The organism is Paenibacillus sp. FSL K6-2441 (genome assembly GCF_037964765.1).
In the GTDB taxonomy this organism is placed as follows: Bacteria; Bacillota; Bacilli; order Paenibacillales; family Paenibacillaceae; genus Fontibacillus; species Fontibacillus phoenicis.
On the sequence record NZ_CP150174.1, the window covers coordinates 578,425 to 598,457 of the forward strand.

A 20,033-nucleotide genomic window follows, 5' to 3' on the forward strand; every position below is an offset into this window, starting at 1 on the left:
TCGACCTAGCGGTTAGACGCAAAAAACGCGAGCCTGCAGAGATTTACTCTGCTTGCTCGCGTTCTTTTTTTCATTAGGAACTGTGTTTGACGATTTCGAGTTTCTTAAAGCGATGCGGTTCCTTCTCCAGCAATGTGAAGGTTAAATCCTCATGCTCCAGCGTGTCTCCGACATCCATAGACGGGTTTCTGCCGTAGAGCCAGCCGCCAATGGTATCCACTTCCTCCGTGCTCAGGTCGGTTAGCAGCACTTCGTTGATCTGATTCACCGTCACCGTGCCGAGGGCAACCACATGCGATTCGTCGAGCTGGACGATCGGATCTTCCTCTTCTTTATCGAATTCGTCGCGGATTTCCCCGACAAGCTCCTCGAGAATATCCTCCAGTGTAACCAGACCAGCGGTTCCTCCGTATTCGTCGATCAGGATCGCCATATGGGTGCCTTCCTTCTGCATCTTCTTCAGCAACTCATTCACTGGAGTTACTTCGGAGACGGCCATCACCGGCTGCAGCAAAGCGGAAAAATCCAGATTTGGATTGTGATCATAAGCCAAGAAGAACTGTTTCGTATTTACGATTCCGATGACGTTATCCTTGCTGCCATCAACAACCGGAAAACGGGTGTATTGCTGTTCCCGGATGATCTCCAAGTTCTCCTGCCGCGTCTTGTCCGTATATAAACACACCATATCGGTGCGAGGTACCATGATTTCCTTGGCGAGCAAATTATCAAATGCGAATATCCGATTCACGTAGCCAAATTCGCTTTGGTTAATTTTGCCGCTTTCGAAGCTCTCGTTAATGATGATCTGCAGTTCTTCCTCCGAGTGCGCTTCCTCATGTTCGGAGGCCGGCTTAATGCCAAACAAGCGCACGAGCTGGTTGGCCGAACCGTTTAGGGCCCAGATGAAAGGGCGCATGACTTTCGTAAAAAGAATCAAAGGTTTGGCTGTAATCATGGCAATTTCTTCGGCTTTGCGGATTGCCACGGTCTTAGGGGCCAACTCACCCACAACAACGTGAAAATACGTGATGACGACAAACGCGATAATAAACGAAAGCGCGCTGCCAACAGTCTCAGGTACTTTCAGGCTATGGAACAATGGATGCAGCATGCGCTCCACCGTTGGTTCACCTAGCCATCCGAGTCCCAGCGCGGTGATCGTAATTCCGAGCTGGCAAGCCGATAAAAATCCGTCCAGGTTGGAGGTGACCTGCTTGACGGCGACGGCACCCTTCCGTCCTTCCGCCACAAACTGGTCGACCCGGCTGCCCCGGACCCGAACGATTGCAAATTCTACCGCGACGAAAAACGCCGTTAACGCGATAAGAATGACGACCAAAACCACATTTAAAACCAAATACCTGTCACTGTCCATTCGATGCATCTACTCCTCGATAATTTAATATAATGGCGTGAATCTTATCACTATTATACAATAAACTCTCCCGTTCATGCGAACCCGCTCGCGGGGCGGATTAGGTGTTAATGTTCGTGTTTTTAGCAGTCGTTGTGAAAAAATCCACGTTATTTTCTTTTGTTTTGGTAAAAAACACGAATATTAAATTTAAATTAGGCTTGACTTATCCGTTTATCCCGCTTATACTCAGGTTGTTCCAAAACACAAACAAGTCCATAGATTAAAGAACAAGTTCGTATATCCTCAATAATATGGATTGAGGGTCTCTACAAGGAACCATAAATTCCTGACTACGAATAGGGTGCATTCGCATACCTATGAGAGGTCAGGAATTTTTTGGTTTATGATGTGAATGATAATCACCTCAGGAGGATACAGATGAGCAAATACGATGTCATTGTAGTGGGAGCCGGCCCTGCCGGGATTTTCGCCTGTTACGAACTGACCCGGAAAGCGCCGCATTGGAAGGTGCTTCTGGTGGACAAGGGGCATGATATCTACCGCCGCCGTTGCCCAATCTTGGAGGAGAAGATTACGCTTTGCCCGCCTGCGGCCGGGCGCAAGGAGTTTGCCGGATGCTTGCCGGCCTGCTCGATCACGGCTGGATTTGGCGGTGCCGGAGCCTACAGCGACGGGAAATTTAATATCACGACGGAATTCGGCGGTTGGCTGAGCGATTATATCGCGCCGTCCAAGGTGCTGGATTTGATTAAATATGTCGATGCGATCAACTTGGAGCACGGGGCGACAACCACCATCACCGATCCGATGACGGAAGCGGTCCGACAGATCGAACAACGCGGATACGCCGCCGGGCTCAAGCTGTTGCGGGCGCAGGTGCGGCACCTGGGGACCGAGCAGAATCTGGAAATCCTGAAATCGATCTACGAATATCTCAACACGCGCATTGATATGCTGTTCAAGGCAGAAGTCGAAGACCTGATCACGGAAAAAATCGATGGAAGCCACCAAGTCCGCGGGATCACACTGAAGAACGGCGAAACGTACGAAGCCGATCTGGTGATGGTAGCTCCAGGCCGGGACGGTTCCGCTTGGTTGACCGAGATCCTTAAGAAACGCCGTCTGAAGATGACGAACAATCAGGTGGACGTTGGCGTTCGTGTGGAAACTTCCGATGTGGTGATGCGGGAGATCAACGAGCATTTGTATGAGGGCAAGTTTATTTTTAATACATCGGTTGGCACGCGAGTGCGCACGTTCTGCAGCAATCCTTCCGGACATGTCGTCGTCGAGAACCACAGCGGCGTGATGGCGGCCAACGGTCATTCCTTCAAAGATCCGGCGCTTGGTTCGCAGAATACCAACTTCTCGCTGCTCGTATCGCATCGGTTTACCGAACCGTTTGATAAACCAAACGAGTATGCGCGGGAAATTTGTCAGCGGGCCAACGATTTGTCGAGCGGCGGGGTCATCGTGCAAAAATACGGCGATATCCTGCGCGGACGCCGCTCCACAGCTGCGCGGATTGCCGAAGGCTTCCTGGAGCCAACGCTCAAGGAAGCGGTGCCGGGCGATCTCGGCCTGGTATTGCCGTACAATACGATGAAGAGCCTGATCGAGATGGTCGAGGCGCTCGATAAAGTGACGCCGGGGATTGCTTCGGAGCATACGTTGTTCTACGGGGTGGAGGCGAAGTTCTATTCGGCCCGTCCGAAGCTGAGCGAATCGCTGGAAACGGAGATCAGCGGCTTGTTCTGCGGCGGTGACGGCGCGGGGATTACCCGCGGCTTAGCCCAGGCGGGAGCGGCCGGAGTATGGATCGCCCGCGGAATGATCGAGAAAGCGGGAGTGTAAGGAGCACATAAGATTACGGGTACAGTCCTTGAAACGGGGGCAGTGCCCGTTTTTTGTTCTTCGTGAATCGTTGATGTTCATGCTTTGGCGGAATGATTTTACATAATTTTAATCGACAGGAAATAATGTTCAATTTTAAAATAAGTATGATGAGGAGGTAGTCCAATAAAAATCAAGCGCATGGGGAGGAATCGATGATTTATGAGTAAGGGCAAGGCGAACGCTTGGCGCAAGAAATGGTTAGGTTTCTTATTAGCCGGCGCATTGGTCGTAACCGGTCTGCCGGGATGGGCACCACAGGCGGCAGCCCAGCCTGCCGATTTAACGGTCGATGTATCGCGGGCCGGGGCAGGCGCGCAGCTTAACGCAGTATCGAACAGCGGAGAGGCCTTGCTGCAGATCGCTGCCGCTCCGCTCAGCGTCGCTGAAGCGATCGCCAAGGGGAACAGCGGCGAAGCAGTGGAAGTGGACGGCATCATTGTGGGCCATGCGACGGGATCGCTTACTGCGGATTTTGAAGCGCCCTTCGGCAACGATTTTAACTTCCTGATTGCCGATACGGCCGGGGAACAGGACAAAACGAAGCTCATCGACGTACAGATTCCTTCCGGCTTCAGAGCCGAGTTCGGCCTGCAAAGCAACCCGGATTTGATCGGGAAGTCGGTGATCGTATCGGGGTCGCTGGCGGCGTACAACAATTTTGCTGGATTAAAAAGCGTAACCGCGATTTCATTATGGGACCAGCCGGGAGATCCGGGTGAAGATCCTGGAGAAGAGCCTGGCGAGGATCCCGGTGAGGACCCTGGTCAAGATCCGGATCCGGGCGACATCCCGCAGCTTCCGGACGGCACCGGCAAAAAGGTGCTGTTTGACAACGCCCACGGCCAAACCGCCGGCGCAGCGGATTGGGTTATCGATGGCGGGTTTTCCGACTTTGCCGATGGGCTGCGGGCGGCCGGTTTTACGGTAGAGTCGCTGGAACGCCCGATGCCGTATACGTTTGGGGAAACGGCCATTACCTACGAGGCATTAGAGCCTTATGACGTCTTTGTGATTCCTGAAGCGAACATTCCGTTTAAGGAGGCTGAGCAGGAGGCTTTGGCGCAGTACGTGGAAAATGGCGGCGCCGTATTTTTCATCTCCGACCATTATAATGCTGACCGTAACAAGAACCGCTGGGACGCCTCAGAGGTATTTAACGGCTATCGCCGCGGGGCATACGAAAATCCAGCCAAAGGGATGACGGCTGAAGAGGCCAATTCTCCAGCGATGCATGGGGTGAGCAGCTCCGACTGGTTAGCTGACAACTTTGGCGTTCGCTTCCGCTATAACGCCTTGGGCGACGTCAATGCAACGGATATCGTCAGCCCGTCGCAATCTTTTGGCATCACGGCGGGAGTGGAAGCTGTCGCCATGCATGCCGGGTCAACTGTAGCGATTCTCGATCCGAACAAAGCCAAAGGGCTTGTCTATGTCCCGACTGGCGTTCCGGCATGGGGCAATGCCGTTGACGAAGGCGTCTATAATGGCGGCGGTCGGGCGGAAGGCCCTTATGCGGCGATCGCCAAGCTGGGTCTCGGTAAAGCCGCTTTTATCGGTGACTCTTCGCCGGTTGAAGACGCAACCCCGAAGTATGTACGGGAAGAAAACGGCCAAAAGAAAACGACCTATGACGGCTTCAAGGAAGTGGACGACGGCTTGTTCCTGGTGCAAACGGTGAAATGGCTGGCGCATGACGAGAGCTACACCTCTTTTGATCAGGTGCCGGGACTGGTGCTGGATACGCCAACTGCGCTGGACGCAGATGAGGAGCCGGCCGCCACCACCGAACCGCAGCCAGAGCCGTGGGCGCAGCCGGCCCCCGGATATAAATGGTATGATCCGGCTACGTTTAAGCCGGGTTCGTACGGCTCGTCGCAAGCACCGGAAACGGAGCCAACGTTTGCCTTCGTCCATCAAGCACAGCTGCCAAGCCAGCAGGAATTCCAAATCCGCGTGACCGCAGACGGCTTAACGCCGGGACAGACGGTGTCCGATTTGCGGGTAGGCATCTATTTGGCCGGCGGTGAACAGATCGCCCGGTTCAAGAATGCGGACGGCAGCTGGTCGGATTACAATTACAGCCCGGCGTTTTCGTTGACGGGCGATGCCCTGGGGCATGCATCCAAGGATTTGACCGTGCAACTGAAGCCGGGGGTAACGGCCTCAAGCGCTAACTTACGTTTGAAAAAAGGCAGCGCGAATGAACTCACGAAGCAGGTCGAGATCGCGAATGTGGATGCCGAGCCGTTGCCAGGCGATCATCCGACGGTGCCGGAGCTGGGCACAATTGCCGCAGCACGTGAGGCGGCGGAAGGGACGGTCGTCACGGTTCAGGGAGTGATTACTTCCGAACCGGGTGTGTTTGGCGGTCAAGGCTTCTATTTGCAGGATGAAACGGGAGGCGTTTACGTCTTCCAAACAGCAGCGGGTTATCATGCCGGTGACCTTATCCGTATCAGCGCAACCCGTACGTTGTACAACGGGGAAGTTGAGCTGGAGAATCCGGTGCTGATCGAGAATCTGGGGACAGCTTCGCTGCCGCAGCCGCAGGTTCAGGATGCGGTGACGGAGGCGAATCAAGGACAGATGATCACCTTGACCAACGTAGTGGTGCAGGATGTCGTTGCTGCGACTCCGGCGGGTTCTCTTGAATTTAATGCCGTCCGCGAAGACGGCAGTTCAACCCGAGTACGGTTTGATGGTAGAACCGGAGTGACGATGGATTCCTTTTTGGCGCTGTACCCTGAAGGTACCCGCGTGAATATCAGCGGTATCGCCTCGGTATACCGAGGGACCTACCAGCTGAAGCCGCTTGCCTTGGCTCATGTCGTACCAAGCACGACCGAGGCGGATTTAACGGCTCCGGTGACGGAGCGCGATGTCGCCGGGGTTGAGGGGGCGGACGTTTATAATCCGATGGAAGTCACGGTAGCTTTGTACGCAGAGGATCAAGGCGGCAGCGGTTTGGAACGGACTGAGTATCGGGTGAACGGCGGGGAGTGGATTCAGTATGCTGAGCCTTTTACACTGTCAAACGACGGGAAGTATACGATCGAATACCGCTCCGTGGATCGGGCAGGTAACGAGGAAGCGCCGAAGACGCTGTACATTAACGTAGATCGCCTGGCGCCAGAAGTGACGTTCACCGGGGATCAGCAAGTGCTGCAGGTTGCTTCGAGTGTTCCTTTTCACGTTGATGTAAATGACGCGGTCAGCGGGCCAAAATCAACGGCTTACCGGCTTGACGGACGAACCATCACAGGGGTTGCGGAAATCGTTCCGTTCTCGCTATCGGTTGGTACTCATAAACTGACGGTGCAAGCAACGGATGCAGCGGGACATACCACGTCGGTGGAATTTACGTTCCAAGTGACCATCGACATTGCGCACTTAGATGAGCTGGTGGACATGGGCAAACATCACGGCTATTTCTTAACGAATGGCACGGCCACCAGCCTGCAAGCCCAAATCGCCTCGCTGCAAAAGGCCAAAACTCCATTGGAGCGCGATATCAGGCTCAAGGCGCTGAAGATCACGATCAGCGTCCAAAGCGGATTAACCATGAAGCAGAGCTTCGCGAATCTGATGCTGGAGGATTTGGAGTATATCGGGGGAGTGGCGGCTTAGCTTGTAGATCTTGGAATAGAAAAGTCGCTCAGGATAGAGTAGATGCCTGAGCGGCTTTTTTGCCTTCGTTCGTTAAAAAAACCAGGCTTGCCAAGAATGAAAGCGTTTTGTATAATGAGTTATGCAACCGGTTGCAGATTAAGGAGAGATCAATCGTGTCTAAGATAACTATTCAAGAAATTGCGATTTTGGCGGGTGTTAACAAGGCGACCGTATCCCGGGTGATCAACGGGAATCGGAACATTTCCGAGAAAACTCGGAAGAAAGTCGAAGACATCATGAAGCAGTATAACTATGTCCCCAACTCCATTGCGCGCGGATTGGCGACGAAGAAGACGTTTACGGTCGGCTTTTGTTTTGATTACACCAATAAACAGGCCTATGCTAACCCGTATTTTTACAAAGTCCTTCAAGGGATTGAAGAGGTCGTATACAATCACGATCACATGTTTCTGATGATGAGCGATCATGATGGGAAGAACGGCAGATCAACATTCGAGCGGGTGGTGGTTGAGCGCCGGGTTGACGGTGTCATTATCCCCAATACGCTGCTTAATGAGCGGAATTATGAATTGCTAACCAAACATGACATGCCGTTTGTCGTATCCGGCGAAAATACGCTGAAGCAAGCGGACGCACCTTGGGTAGATATCGATAACGTTCAGGCTGGTCGGATTCTGACCGAGCATCTAATCGATTTGGGCTGTCGCAACATCATGATTTATGCCGGCGGATCAGCCGCCAAGAGGGACAAATTTCTGGGTGATCGCCTGAACGGCTACCATGAAGCGATGCGTCAACACCACTTGGAACCTCAAGTGATCGAGCATGCCGATTTTTTGAAAAAGCTTTACGATTCCCCTCGCTCTGGATCGGAAGCGCAACGGCCCGATGCTCTGATCTGCTGTACGCATGAACAGCTTTTCGAAATCTTGGACTGGGAGAACGGTAATCCTCTCTTGGCCGAGCTGGCTTTAGCTACATTTGACAGCTTTCCGATGTCCAAATACTTGAAATACCCGGTGCATTTCGTAGAAATCGATCTGGAAATGATGGGGAAGCAAGCGGCGCAAATGCTGTTTTCGCGGATGAATAAAGAATCGGGGGTACCGCCGTTTATCTCGATTCCAACGCAAATCGGTAAATGATCGAACAAACTAAACATAATGAGGTAATAAGTTGATGACCCAATATTTGTATCACGATCCGGTAGTAGATGCTACCCTAATTTCTCTGAATGAATTGGAAGTTCGCCTAAAGCTCCCTGCTGATGCGAATCAAGTCACGCTAAACTATTGGAATAAATATAAGCCGGAGTATGGTATTCGGAAGCAAGCGATGACGTTATGGGCGGAATCGGGGGAATTTAAGTACTATCGCACGATATTGACGGGTATGGAATCTCGCATTCGGTACCTTCAATATAAATTCGAGTTTGCTGCAAAGGGGGAATCCTACTGGCTGGGTGCTGAGGGATTATGTAAGACGGAAGGAACCAGAGGCAGCTATTCGTATGCCTATGCGGGAGATCGCGACATGGTGAACTCTCCGGAATGGATTGGGAACCGTGTATGGTATCAAATCTTCCCTGAACGTTTCTGTAACGGTGATCCCGAGAATGATCCGGAATCTGTGGAACCTTGGGGGAGCGTGCCAACGCGGGACAATTATATGGGAGGTGATCTTCAAGGAATCATCAAGCAATTGGATTACCTGAGCGGGCTTGGCATTAATGCGCTGTACTTAAATCCGATATTTGCGGCTACGTCGAACCACAAATATGACACCGTGGATTACTTTCAAATCGATCCGCAATTCGGGACGGTACAAGATCTGCAAGAGCTTGTCCAAAAATGCCACGAACGCGATATCAAGGTGATTCTCGACCTGGTAATCAATCATTGCGGGTTCTATCATCCATATTTTCAGGACGTCGTGAAAAAAGGAGAAGCTTCGGTATATAAAGATTGGTTCTATATTAACCGGTACCCGGTTCACCGAAGCGAAGACGGTTACGATTCTGTAGGTTATTATCAATGGATGCCTAAGCTGCGGACATCGAATCCCGAAGTTCAGCAGTACGTATACGATATCGTTTCCTTTTGGCAGAAGGAGACGGGCATCGACGGCTGGAGAATCGATGTCGCAGATGAGGTGGAAATCAGCTTTTTGCGGGAGCTGAAATCCTGTGTCAAGAAATTAAATCCTAACGCTATCATTATTGCAGAAATCTGGGATGATGCCAAGCGCCTGATGGCGTCTGGCGGCGTGGACAGCGTGATGAACTATGAGCTGCGAACGATTCTGTTCGATTACTGTCTGGATCGTTCCATCCTGCTTGCGGAGTTCCATTCCAGACTTGTGAGTTTACTCCATCGTTATTCCTTGGCTGAACTAAATCAAATGTTTAACCTGCTAGGAAGCCATGACACGGAACGAATCTTGACGCGTTGCGGGAAGGATGAAAGCAAACTACAGCAACTGTTGGCCCTTCAATTCTTCCTGCCGGGGAATCCTACCGTTTATTACGGGGACGAACTGGGAATGACCGGGGAGAATGACCCAGGCTGCCGCGGGAGCATGCCTTGGCAGCTCGTCGAGGCCGAACCGCAGTTGTTAAGAGAGTTCCGCACCTGGATTCGGCGTAAAACAACCGATCCGGTACTGCAGCACGGCAACACGGAGCTTAGATACCGGGAAGACTCGGAGTGTTACGTCATTCGGCGCTACACCGAAACCAAAGAAGCGGTGCTTTTAATCAATTTTTCGCAGGACCGGCAAGCTTTGGACGTCGTGATGAAGCAGTTTGACTTGATTGGCGCTTATACAATGGATCATTCGCAGGATACCGGGAACTTGCCTGAATTCATCGGTCCCGGAGATACGATTCTTTTCCAAAAACAGAATTAAGGAGATCAATCTATGATAAATAAATGGAGCAAGTTATTGCCGATTTTACTCGCCGTGACCCTGGTTTTGGCGGGCTGCGGTTCCAAGGGGAAGCAAGAGACGGCGAACGGGACAAGCTCGGATGCGAAGCCGGGCAAGGAGGTCACTATAACGTTCTGGCACCACTACAGTACTGCATCTCCGGAAGAGAAGACGTTAAAAGAGGTGCTTATTCCGAAATTTGAGGAGGAGAATCCCGGGATTAAAGTTAACCCTGTTGCCTTTACTTGGGAAGACCTGCATAAGAAGCTGCAGATCAGCGGCAGCGCTGGCGATTTGCCGGACGTAGCCCGGCTGGACATTATCTGGGTGCCGGAGTTCCAGAAAAGCGGGTTGCTGCAACAGTTAGACGAATTTGAAGATTTTGACGAGGTTGCCGGCAGCTTGCTGGAAGGCCCGCTGTCTACAGCGAAGGTAGGCGATCACTATTACGGACTTCCTCTCAATACGAATACCAAGGTGTTGTTCTGGAACAAGGAGATGCTGTCGCAAAGCGGTGTAGAGCAAGCGCCTGAAACCACGGAACAGTTTTTTGAGGCTTTGGGTAAAATCAAAAGTAAGTATGAAAAAAGCTGGGGATTCGGTGAACCGGCCCTTCAAGGCTGGAACGTCTTACCGTGGATTTGGAGCAACGGTGGGGATGTACTCTCGCCTGACTTCACAACGGCTGACGGTTATTTGAATAGCCCAGCTTCGGTAGAAATTTTGACGAAACTTAAAGACGCCTACAACGCCGGTCAAATTTCCGGATTTAAGCCGGGAGATGTAGCGGTTACGGAAGGTCATGCGAGCGGAAGCTATGCCATGATGGCGGAAGGCCCGTGGGCGGTGGCTCAGTTCCAATCGCAATTCCCTGATTTCGACGTCGAAATGGCTTCTTTTCCGGCGGGATCGGCGGGCTCCATTCAGGTGTTGGGCGGAGAGGATATCGGGATCTTTAGTAAAGACAAGCAGGAGGAATCCTGGAAATTCGTGAAGTTCATGGTGTCGGAAGAGGCTCAGATCGAGATGGGCAAGATCGGACAAATTCCGGTTAACCTCGCCTCAATGGAGAATGCCGATGTCAAGGCGATCGATTATTATCCACCGTTTCTTGAACAGTTGAAGACGGCTAAAGCTCGCCCGCCGGTTAGTGCTTGGCCGCAAATCGACGGCGTGATTAATGATGCGATGAGTAAAATTTTCATGACGGATGCGGATGTAAAAACGGAGCTGGATGCGGCAGTCCGTGCCATCGATGCTTTGTTGAAGGAGTAGTCCATTATCAGGAGAGCGTTTTCCGTACGGGAGGCGCTCCCTTTTACGAAGGAGTCAACATGACATGCGCAAAAAAAACGGAGCAGCCGGATACTTGTTCTTTTTGCCCGGATTTTTATTTTTTGCCTTATTTATTCTCTACCCGTTGATCCGGAATTTGATCTACAGCTTTTATGATTTTCGGCTCACGAACATAAATCATCTTGAATTTGTGGGATGGGATAACTATAAGCATGTGTTCGGGGATGAAGTGTTCTGGATTTCGATACGAAATATTTTTATCTACGGGATCATTTCTGTACCCGGCCAAATGATTTTGGGTTTTCTGGTCGCCTATGCACTTTATCAGAATCGCCCCGGTACCAAGACGTTTCGGGTGCTTTACTTCTTGCCGGTCATTACGTCTTGGGTCGTTGCCTCGTTAATATTTAAATACGTTTTTGCCGATCAGGGCTTTTTGAATTATGCCATTACGGATATCCTTCATCTGACGGACCGGACGATCAGTTGGTTAAGTGAACCGGGAAAAGCCTTGATCGTGATCGGAGCCCTTGGGATCTGGAAAGGGGTTGGCTGGGCGATGGTTATCTACATGGCCGCGCTGCAAGGGGTACCCAAAGATCAATATGAAGCGGCTTCTTTAGACGGCTGCAATGCGTGGAACCAGATCCGTTATATCACGCTGCCATCGATTCGAAACACGACGTTTTTTATCCAAATGATGTTAATTATCGGTGCGTTTAATGTGTTTACATCCGTGTACCTCATTACCAATGGCGGACCGTTGCATCAGACCGAAGTGATGTTGACGAGAATGTATCAGAAGGCGTTCTCCGAATATGATCTGGGTTACGCATCGGCGTTATCCTATGTCTTTGCGGTGATCATTGCTGGATTAACGGCTGTGCAGTTCCGTCTGAACAAGCAGGAATAGGGGGCGAACCATATGCGCTCGCTGAAAACATTTTGCATCTACGCCCTGCTTGTCGCGGGCGGACTGATATCCATTTACCCTTTAGTGTATATGCTGCTAACCGCTCTCAAACCCATGACGCTGTTATTTGAGTTTCCGCCTCGCTTTTTGCCTTCGGAAATGACCTGGTCCAATTTTAGAGAAGCGTGGGGAAGTCAAAATTTCGCGTTATATTTGTTGAATAGCTTGCTGGTGACCTTGGCTAGCTTTGCGCTTATCTTTCTGCTGTCTTCCATGTTAGCCTTTGCCTACTCGCGGTTTGACTTTAAGGGAAAAAGCCTAAGCTTTGCAATTATTATGGGAGGCTTGGTCATCCCAAGTTTGACGTTGCTGATTCCCCAGTTTGTCCTGATTCGTCAGTTGGGTTTATTCGATTCACGGTGGGGGCTTATCGTTGTCTACGCCGCAGGTGCCATTCCGTTTACAACTTTCTTGCTTAAAGGCTTTTTCGATTCCATAACCCGTGACATTGATGAGTCGGTGGAGATGGAAGGGGGCGGCGCCTGGACGTTATTCGCTTCCATCATTTTGCCTCTCTCCAAGCCGGCATTTGTTCCAGCCACGATCTTTAACGCGCTGACCGTGTGGGAAGAGTTCCCCTGGGCACTAACCATCATCAATGATCCACTGAAAAGAACGTTACCGATTGCCCTGGCCAATTTCCAAGGGCAATATACGACGCAATGGGGCATCGTGTTCGCAGGTTCGTTGATCGCTGTTGTCCCGATTATCTTACTGTTTCTGCTGCTGCAGCGGTACTTTATCGCTGGCATTACGGCCGGAGCGGTAAAGGGGTAACCAAGCGACCGCAAGTGTAATTCCACCTTTTGTGCAAACGATTGACCAAGTCTTAGCACCGGTGATATAATCCAGCACATACAGGAAAGTAAACGTTTACGTTAGGGCGCAAAAAAGGTTCTACATTGGACGCAGATGTTTTTTTCAGAGAACGGAAAGAGAAGCATTGGCTAATGAGAACCAACAGGGCGCACGTTGTCTATGAATATTTGAAACCACCTGATGGGGAAGATGATTACAGGTTCCTGCCACCAGCTTGCGGAACGTTTCGGGGAAAAGCGACCATATGATGAATGAGCATAGAAGGTGCGGGGATTTGGCGCATGGACAACATTGTTGACGGGAATTGTCTGCACCGGGCACAGTGACTTAACCCTTACCTAGAGCTTGGGGAAATTCCTCGGACCTATACGGAAGACGTGCTGCCGAATTTGACGGGATTGGAGTGAGGACGTTGTCAGTACAAAAAGAATTCCACGGCACCATCGATTACGGAGATGTGGCGGTCACCGGGGGAATCTCGGTATTTGACGCGAAGTTTGACGAGCTGTATGTATACGATGGTGATGATTTAGGAGCGGTGTATACCCCGGAACAAACTCGTTTTCGCTTGTGGGCCCCCACCGCCTCCGAAGCCAAAGTCATTCTGTACGAAACCGAGGACGGGACGCCGGTAAATGAGCTGCCCATGAAGCGGGATGTGCAAGGAACGTGGACCTTAACGGTACCGGAAGATTGCGGGGGGTTATTCTACACGTATCGTGTGAAGGTTGGGGAGCAGTGGAACGAGGCAGTTGATCCTTACGCGAAAGCGGTGGGCGTGAACGGGAAAAAAGCGGCGATCCTTGACCTGCGCAGCACCAATCCGGAAGGATGGGAGAACGATCAGAAGCCTCCGCTGGCTTCGCCGACGGATGCGGTGATTTATGAGCTGCATGTTCGAGATCTGTCGATTCACCCGAGAAGCGGCATCCGCGAAAAGGGGAAGTTCCTCGGCTTAACCGAGGAAGGTACTCGCGGGCCGAACGGCATTCCAACGGGGCTCGACCATATTGCCGGACTTGGCGTGACGCATGTGCAACTGCTGCCGATCTTTGATTACTCGCAGGAAAGCGTGGATGAAAGCCGCCTGGATGAACCCCATTACAACTGGGGGTACGATCCTCAGAATTATAATGTGCCGGAAGGCTCTTACTCGACGGACCCGTATAACCCAGCCGCACGGATCCTTGAGCTGAAACGTCTCATCCAAACGCTGCACGCTCGCGGACTTCGAGTGATTATGGATGTGGTGTACAATCACGTTTATGACGGGTATCTGATTCATTTCACCAAGCTCGTGCCGGGTTATTATTTGCGGTACAAGTCGGATCGGACGTTCTCGGACGGGGCATTTTGCGGCAATGAGTGCGCTTCGGAACGGCCGATGATGAGAAAATATATGATTGAGTCGATCCTGCACTGGGTGCGGGAATACCATATTGACGGGTTCCGCTTTGATTTGATGGGACTGATCGACATCGAAACGATGAATGAAATCCGCCGGCGGTTGGACGAGATCGATCCGACGATCCTGACGATCGGCGAAGGCTGGATGATGGAGACGGTGCTTCCCAAGGAGCGTCGGGCCAACCAGGACAACGCCGGGAAGCTGCCGGGCATCGGTATGTTTAACGACGGGCTGAGGGACTCGGTAAAAGGGGATATTTTTATCTTTGACCGCAAAGGCTTTATTAGCGCCGGCGACGGCTTCGAGGACGGGGTGAAGCGCGGCGTGGCCGGGGGAATTAACTATGACGGAGGCCAGCTCCGGCAGTTTGCGGTGGAACCGGTTCAATCGGTGAACTATGTGGAGTGCCATGATAACCATACGTTATGGGACAAAATCGAGCTGTCCACGCCGGGCGTTTCGGACGACGAACGCCGGGCGATGCACCGGCTCGCCTCCGCGATCGTGCTGACGAGCCAGGGCATCCCGTTCCTCCACGCCGGTCAGGAATTTATGCGCACGAAGGGCGGCGTGGAGAACAGCTATAAATCGCCGATCGAGGTCAACTGGCTCGATTGGGAGCGCTGCGCTGCGCATCAGGACGACGTGTCCTATATGCGCAGCCTGATCGCCTTGCGCAAGGCGCATCCCGCGTTCCGCCTGAAGACGGCGGACGAGATCCGCGCGCATTTGCGCTTTGAGGCAGCGCCGCCGCACGCCGTGGCGTTTACGCTGCGCGACCACGCGGGTGGCGATCCAGACCGCCACCTGTACGTGCTCTACAACGCGAACCCGGGCGCGTTGTCGCTGGAGCTGCCCGCCCTCGGACCGTGGGAGGTCCGGTTCGGGGGCGAGCACGTGCTCGCGCTGGAAGCGGGCGCGAGCGCTGAGGCTGCAGCGGCGGCGCACGCTGCAGCAGGGGGGCCTCCAGCCGGCGGGGCACGGCTGGAGGTGCGCGGGGTCGGCGTCGTCGTACTCGCCGTCCCGCGGTAACCGCGACAAGGGCAAGGGGCGTGAGCCCCGTTGCCCTTGGTTTAGCGCCGCGGCCGGGTGAGGATCGGCCGGGCGCTAGCGGGCTACGCGGAAATAAGGGTATTTTTGACCCTTATTTCCGCGTAGCCGCCCCATTTGAACAAAATAGCGGTATTTGATGGCCTTATTCTCCCGCAGGAGCCCCCAAATGGGGCTTTTTGCTCCTGCCGGACCGAAATAAGGCCATTTTTTACCGCTATTTGTTCAAATGAAGCTCAATCGCCGGAAATAAGGGAACTTATTACCGTTATTATTCCCTGGGGCCCCCGCAACGCCGGGCGCCCCCAAAAACCAACCCCCACGGCAAAGCCATGGGGGTTGGTTCAATAAATTCAGCTCAGCGCCGAAGGCTCCAGGCGCTTCGCTTGCACTTGGCTGTTCGCATCGACCGTGTAGCTTTGGTCGTAAATGCGGATCGCTGCTGGCGTATCCGATTCGTTCGAGACGATGATGCTGTCAGCGGTTGCGTTGACTTTCAGCCGGGCGCCGCGGAACATCACCTTAAACGAGAACGAGGTCCAGTGCGACGGGATGAACGGCCGCAGCACCAGCTCGCCCTCCCGGACGCGCAGGCCGCCGAAGCCTTGCACGATCGCCATCCAGGTGCCGGCCATACTGGTGATATGGCAGCCGTCTTCGGTGTCGTTATTGTAGTTGTCGAGGTCCAGACGCGCGGTGCGCAGGTACATCTCGTAAGCCTTCTCCTGATACCCGAGCTCGCAGGCGAGAATCGCATGCACGCAAGGGGAGAGGGAGGACTCGTGAACGGTCATCGGCTCGTAGAAGTCGAAGTTACGTTTCTTCGTATCCAGGTCGTAACGGTCGCTCAAGAAATACAAGCCTTGCAACACATCCGCCTGCTTAATGAAGCACGAGCGCAAAATCCGGTCCCACGACCAGTTCTGGTTCAGCGGCAGCTGCTTCGGATCCAGTTCCTTCACCGGCATCAGTTCTTTATCAAGGAAGCCGTCCTGCTGCAAGAACACGCCGCGCTCCTCATCGTACGGATAGTACATGTTGTCGATGATGTGCTGCCATTGCTTCGTTTCCGACTCCTGAAGCCCCAGCTTCTCCACCAGCGCTGCATAGTGCGCGGCATCTTGGACTTTGAGCTCGGCCAGCACTTCCAGCGTGTATTCGAGCGTCCAGGCGGCAATCCGGTTCGTGTACCAGTTGTTGTTGACGTTGTTCTCGTATTCGTTAGGGCCGGTTACGCCGAGCATGACGTATTTGCCCTTGGCTTGTGAGAAGTTCACGCGCTCTTCCCAGAAGCGGGAGATTTCCACCAGCACTTCCAGGCCATACTCGCCCAAATATGCTTTATCCCCTGTATAGTTAACGTAGTTATAAATCGCATAAGCGATCGCCCCGTTCCGATGGATCTCTTCAAACGTGATTTCCCACTCGTTGTGGCATTCCTCGCCGTTCATCGTCACCATCGGATAGAGCGCGCCTTTGGTGAAGCCAAGCTTGCGGGCGTTCTCCTTCGCTTTCTCCAGATGCTTATAGCGGTAAATCAGCAAATTGCGAGCGATATCCGACTCCGCCGTGCTGAGGTAGAATGGCAAGCAATAGGCTTCCGTATCCCAGTAGGTGCTGCCGCCGTATTTTTCCCCGGTGAAGCCTTTAGGCCCGATGTTCAGTCGGTCGTCCTCGCCGCTGTAGGTTTGGTTTAATTGAAAAATATTAAAGCGAATCGCCTGCTGCGCCGCAACGTCGCCTTCGATGATGATGTCGCTCATTTCCCATTTCTTCGCCCAGGCTTCAGCTTGCTCGCGCTTCAGGGCATCGAAACCGGCCTCTTTCGCGGAGTGCAGCGCGGCCTTGCCGGCTTTCACCAACTCGCCAAGCCCATGATCGCGGGAGGTGACATTGGCAACATACTTATACAACGTTACCGTCTCACCGGAGACCGCTGCCACGGCCACTTCGGCGGAGACGAACTTCTCCTGCTCGTGGAACGCAGGGGCCAGCTCCAGGCGTTTCCCGCCTTGTTCCACGTCAAACGCCATCACCGAGGTGACGTGGAAGTCGAGCTTTTTCGTCTTTACGGTTAAGTAGGAGACGTCGGTACCGGCCGATTTTTCCACCTCAAGCCAGAATTTCTCCTCATAGTTGGAGTCCTTATTCATCACGTCTCCGTCCAGGTAAGGCGCAAAACGCAGTTCTCCGTTGAAGTTGAGCGGCGTTACCGCGTAGCGGATCGCCCCGATCTCATGACGTACGATGCTGACGAATCGCAGCGCTTCCACAGCCAGCTCTTTGCCGTCCTTCATCACGGCGGTAAAGCGGCGGTAGAGGTAACCTTCCTTCATGTTTAGCTCACGGACGAAATCCTTCACCTGACATTCGGCCAAATCCAGCGCTACGCCGTCCACAAATACGTTAATGCCAATCCAGTTGGTGCTGTTCAGCACTTTGGCAAAATACTCCGGATAGCCGTTCTTCCACCAGCCCACCCGGGTTTTGTCCGGATAATACACGCCGGCCATGTAGCTGCCTTGCAGGGAAGGGCCGCTGTACTGCTCCTCAAAATTCGCGCGTTGGCCCATATAACCGTTGCCGATGCTAAAAATACTTTCCGAAATTTCATGATTCGCCGGATCAAACGATTCTTCCAGGATGGACCAGGGATCCACTTTCAAATACTGTTTCACGCTAACCGCTCCTTTAGTCATTTCGAATAGATTATTATGCAAAAATAGAACGAGAGGTATTCGCCGCACGCGGCCCGCACAAATTAAAGCAAGGCGAGCTGTGCTTCCTGCGAAGCTGCCCTAGGGCCCTAGTGTTGACTGCGCTTATTTCGCGGCTAATTGCTGCAGCATGGCGACCGAAACGTCGCCCAGCGAGGAGACCACCCGATCCGCCTTGCCCAGCGTATCCGGCGAACCGATGCCAATGCAGCGCATGCCCGCACGGCGGGCCGCTTCAATTCCGGCCTCCGCATCCTCGAACACGACGCACGCTTCGGGGGCAACGCCCAGCTCCGCAGCGCCAAGCAGGAAAACTTCCGGATCGGGCTTGGCGCTGGAGGTGCGAGTGCCGTCGATGATCGCGTCAAAGTACGGGGTAAGCCCGGTATTCCGCAAAATGATCGGGGCGTTCTTGCTCGCTGATCCTAACGCGGTCTTCAATCCGTTTTCCCGGCACTGCTGCAAGAACTCCAGCGCTCCCGGCAGAATTTCCGACGCGTCCATTTGGGAGATGTACTCGACATACCAGTTATTTTTGCGTTCAGCCAGCTCCTGCTTGACGTTGTCTTCCAGTTGAAGGCCGCCCACGCTAAGCAAGATGTCGAGCGAGGCCATGCGGCTGACGCCTTTCAGCTTCTCATTGTCCTGTTCGGTAAATTCGAAGCCGAGCTCGGCGGCCAGCCGTTTCCAGGCGAGATAGTGGTATTTCGCGGTATCCACGAGCACGCCGTCGAGATCAAATAAACAAGCTTGAATGGGATTCATAACGAACCTCCTCTATGGTGGATTTAGCGCAAACGTTTGAACAAAGCGTGAAAAATAAAGGAAGCGTGAGCTTCCGTTTATTTTTTCTCCAATGTCTAATGCAACCTGTTGCCTCAAGGCTTCTTGGGAACCGAATACATGGACGACTCACGAACCATCAGCCGATGCGGAATAATTTGCCGTTTCGGATACACCTTGTCGCCGTTGTTCTGAACCGCTTGGATCAGCACTTGCGAAGCCGTATAGCCCAGATTGTAAATGCCGATATCCATGCTGCTCAGCGGCGGCGTTGAAAGCTCGGACAACGGAATATTGTTGAAGCTGACCAGGCATAAGTCTTCAGGTACCTTGTACTTCAGCTCATGCAGGCCGCGGAGCACGCCAAACGCTACGACGTCATCGATCATGACCAAGGCCGTCGGACGGTTCGGTAGATTCATGAAGAACGACATGGCCCGATAGCCGCTGTCCTGCAAAAACTCACCTTCGACAATCCATTCGGGCCGGCACTCTAAGCCTGCATCTCTGAGCGCATCCTGATAGCCTTTCAACCGGTCTTTGGAAACAACGAGCTCCGGCGGTCCGCTGACGAACCCGATCCGTTCGTGTCCTAACGCGATCAAATGCTTTGTGGCGTCGTACGACGCCTGGATATTATCGTTATCCACCGTTAAAATATCAGGATATTCCTCGCTGCGCCCGATGAGTACAAAGGGATGACCGCCTTTATGGAGAAATTCGATCACGGGATCGTTCTGCCGGGAATACAGTAAGATGACCCCGTCCACCCGGCGTCCGTTCAGCAGTCTGGAGACGCTTTCGACTTCTTCTTTCTCATTGGCTCCGGAGCTGATCAGCACGTCATAACCCAGGCGGCTGGCTTGGGTCACAATGCCGCGGATCAGTTCCATGAAGAAGAAGTTGGAGAACAATTCCTCGGCGGACTTTGGCAGCAGGATGCAAATGCTATTTGTCGTTTTGGAGACCAGACTCTTGGCCATAATGTTGGGATGATAGCCAAGCTGGTCCATAATGAGCTTTACTTTACGCGAGGTTTCCTCGCTGATTCTGGGATGATTGGACAGCACCCGGGACACGGTAGAGGGCGATACTCCGGCCTTTTTGGCAACATCCTTGATGGTGACAGCCATAAAAAACCTCCTCTGTGGA

General features: G+C 52.8%; 12 protein-coding genes and 1 riboswitch. Of the genes, 8 read left to right on the top strand and 4 right to left on the bottom strand.

Annotated elements, in window-relative coordinates; genetic code table 11:
- Positions 1–73: 73 nt before the first annotated feature.
- Positions 74–1,378: a hemolysin family protein gene (locus NSQ80_RS02420; protein ID WP_036644407.1), complete on the bottom strand. Its 1,305-nt coding sequence runs from the start codon at positions 1,376–1,378 to the stop codon at positions 74–76.
- A gap of 255 nt (positions 1,379–1,633) precedes the next feature.
- Positions 1,634–1,733, top strand: a riboswitch (purine riboswitch).
- Positions 1,734–1,798: 65 nt separating this feature from the next.
- Between NSQ80_RS02420 and NSQ80_RS02425 the strand changes: the two genes are divergently transcribed.
- The 8 genes from NSQ80_RS02425 to pulA all read left to right on the top strand — a co-directional run bounded on the left by NSQ80_RS02425 (position 1,799) and on the right by pulA (position 15,363).
- Positions 1,799–3,235, top strand: a complete 1,437-nt coding sequence (locus NSQ80_RS02425) for an NAD(P)/FAD-dependent oxidoreductase (protein WP_339301219.1) — start codon at positions 1,799–1,801, stop codon at positions 3,233–3,235.
- Between the two features lie 201 nt (positions 3,236–3,436).
- Positions 3,437–6,904, top strand: coding sequence for a DUF6359 domain-containing protein (locus tag NSQ80_RS02430; protein ID WP_339301221.1), 3,468 nt, complete (start codon positions 3,437–3,439; stop codon positions 6,902–6,904).
- 155 nt (positions 6,905–7,059) lie between these two features.
- The gene (locus NSQ80_RS02435; RefSeq protein WP_260070507.1) at positions 7,060–8,052 is read left to right on the top strand and encodes a LacI family DNA-binding transcriptional regulator; all 993 of its coding nucleotides are present in this window, start codon (positions 7,060–7,062) and stop codon (positions 8,050–8,052) included.
- A gap of 34 nt (positions 8,053–8,086) precedes the next feature.
- Positions 8,087–9,814, top strand: coding sequence for a glycoside hydrolase family 13 protein (locus NSQ80_RS02440; protein ID WP_260070506.1), 1,728 nt, complete (start codon positions 8,087–8,089; stop codon positions 9,812–9,814).
- Between the two features lie 12 nt (positions 9,815–9,826).
- A complete protein-coding gene (locus NSQ80_RS02445; RefSeq protein WP_339301223.1) occupies positions 9,827–11,110 on the top strand; it encodes an extracellular solute-binding protein in 1,284 nt (427 codons plus the stop codon).
- Between the two features lie 64 nt (positions 11,111–11,174).
- Positions 11,175–12,044: a sugar ABC transporter permease gene (locus NSQ80_RS02450; RefSeq protein WP_323078845.1), complete on the top strand. Its 870-nt coding sequence runs from the start codon at positions 11,175–11,177 to the stop codon at positions 12,042–12,044.
- A gap of 12 nt (positions 12,045–12,056) precedes the next feature.
- Complete coding sequence (locus NSQ80_RS02455; protein WP_009223929.1) at positions 12,057–12,881, top strand: carbohydrate ABC transporter permease; 825 nt, start codon at positions 12,057–12,059, stop codon at positions 12,879–12,881.
- A gap of 454 nt (positions 12,882–13,335) precedes the next feature.
- Positions 13,336–15,363, top strand: coding sequence for a type I pullulanase (gene pulA, locus NSQ80_RS02460; RefSeq protein WP_260070502.1), 2,028 nt, complete (start codon positions 13,336–13,338; stop codon positions 15,361–15,363).
- Positions 15,364–15,734: 371 nt separating this feature from the next.
- Here pulA and NSQ80_RS02465 read toward each other — a convergent pair whose 3' ends face one another.
- From NSQ80_RS02465 to NSQ80_RS02475, 3 genes are all read right to left on the bottom strand, one after another.
- Complete coding sequence (locus tag NSQ80_RS02465; protein ID WP_260070501.1) at positions 15,735–18,059, bottom strand: glycoside hydrolase family 65 protein; 2,325 nt, start codon at positions 18,057–18,059, stop codon at positions 15,735–15,737.
- 144 nt (positions 18,060–18,203) lie between these two features.
- Positions 18,204–18,863 carry a beta-phosphoglucomutase gene (pgmB, locus tag NSQ80_RS02470; protein WP_260070500.1) on the bottom strand — a complete coding sequence of 220 codons (660 nt, stop codon included), beginning with the start codon at positions 18,861–18,863 and terminating at the stop codon, positions 18,204–18,206.
- A 113-nt stretch (positions 18,864–18,976) separates the two neighbouring features.
- Positions 18,977–20,014: a LacI family DNA-binding transcriptional regulator gene (locus NSQ80_RS02475; RefSeq protein ID WP_260070499.1), complete on the bottom strand. Its 1,038-nt coding sequence runs from the start codon at positions 20,012–20,014 to the stop codon at positions 18,977–18,979.
- Positions 20,015–20,033: the final 19 nt, after the last annotated feature.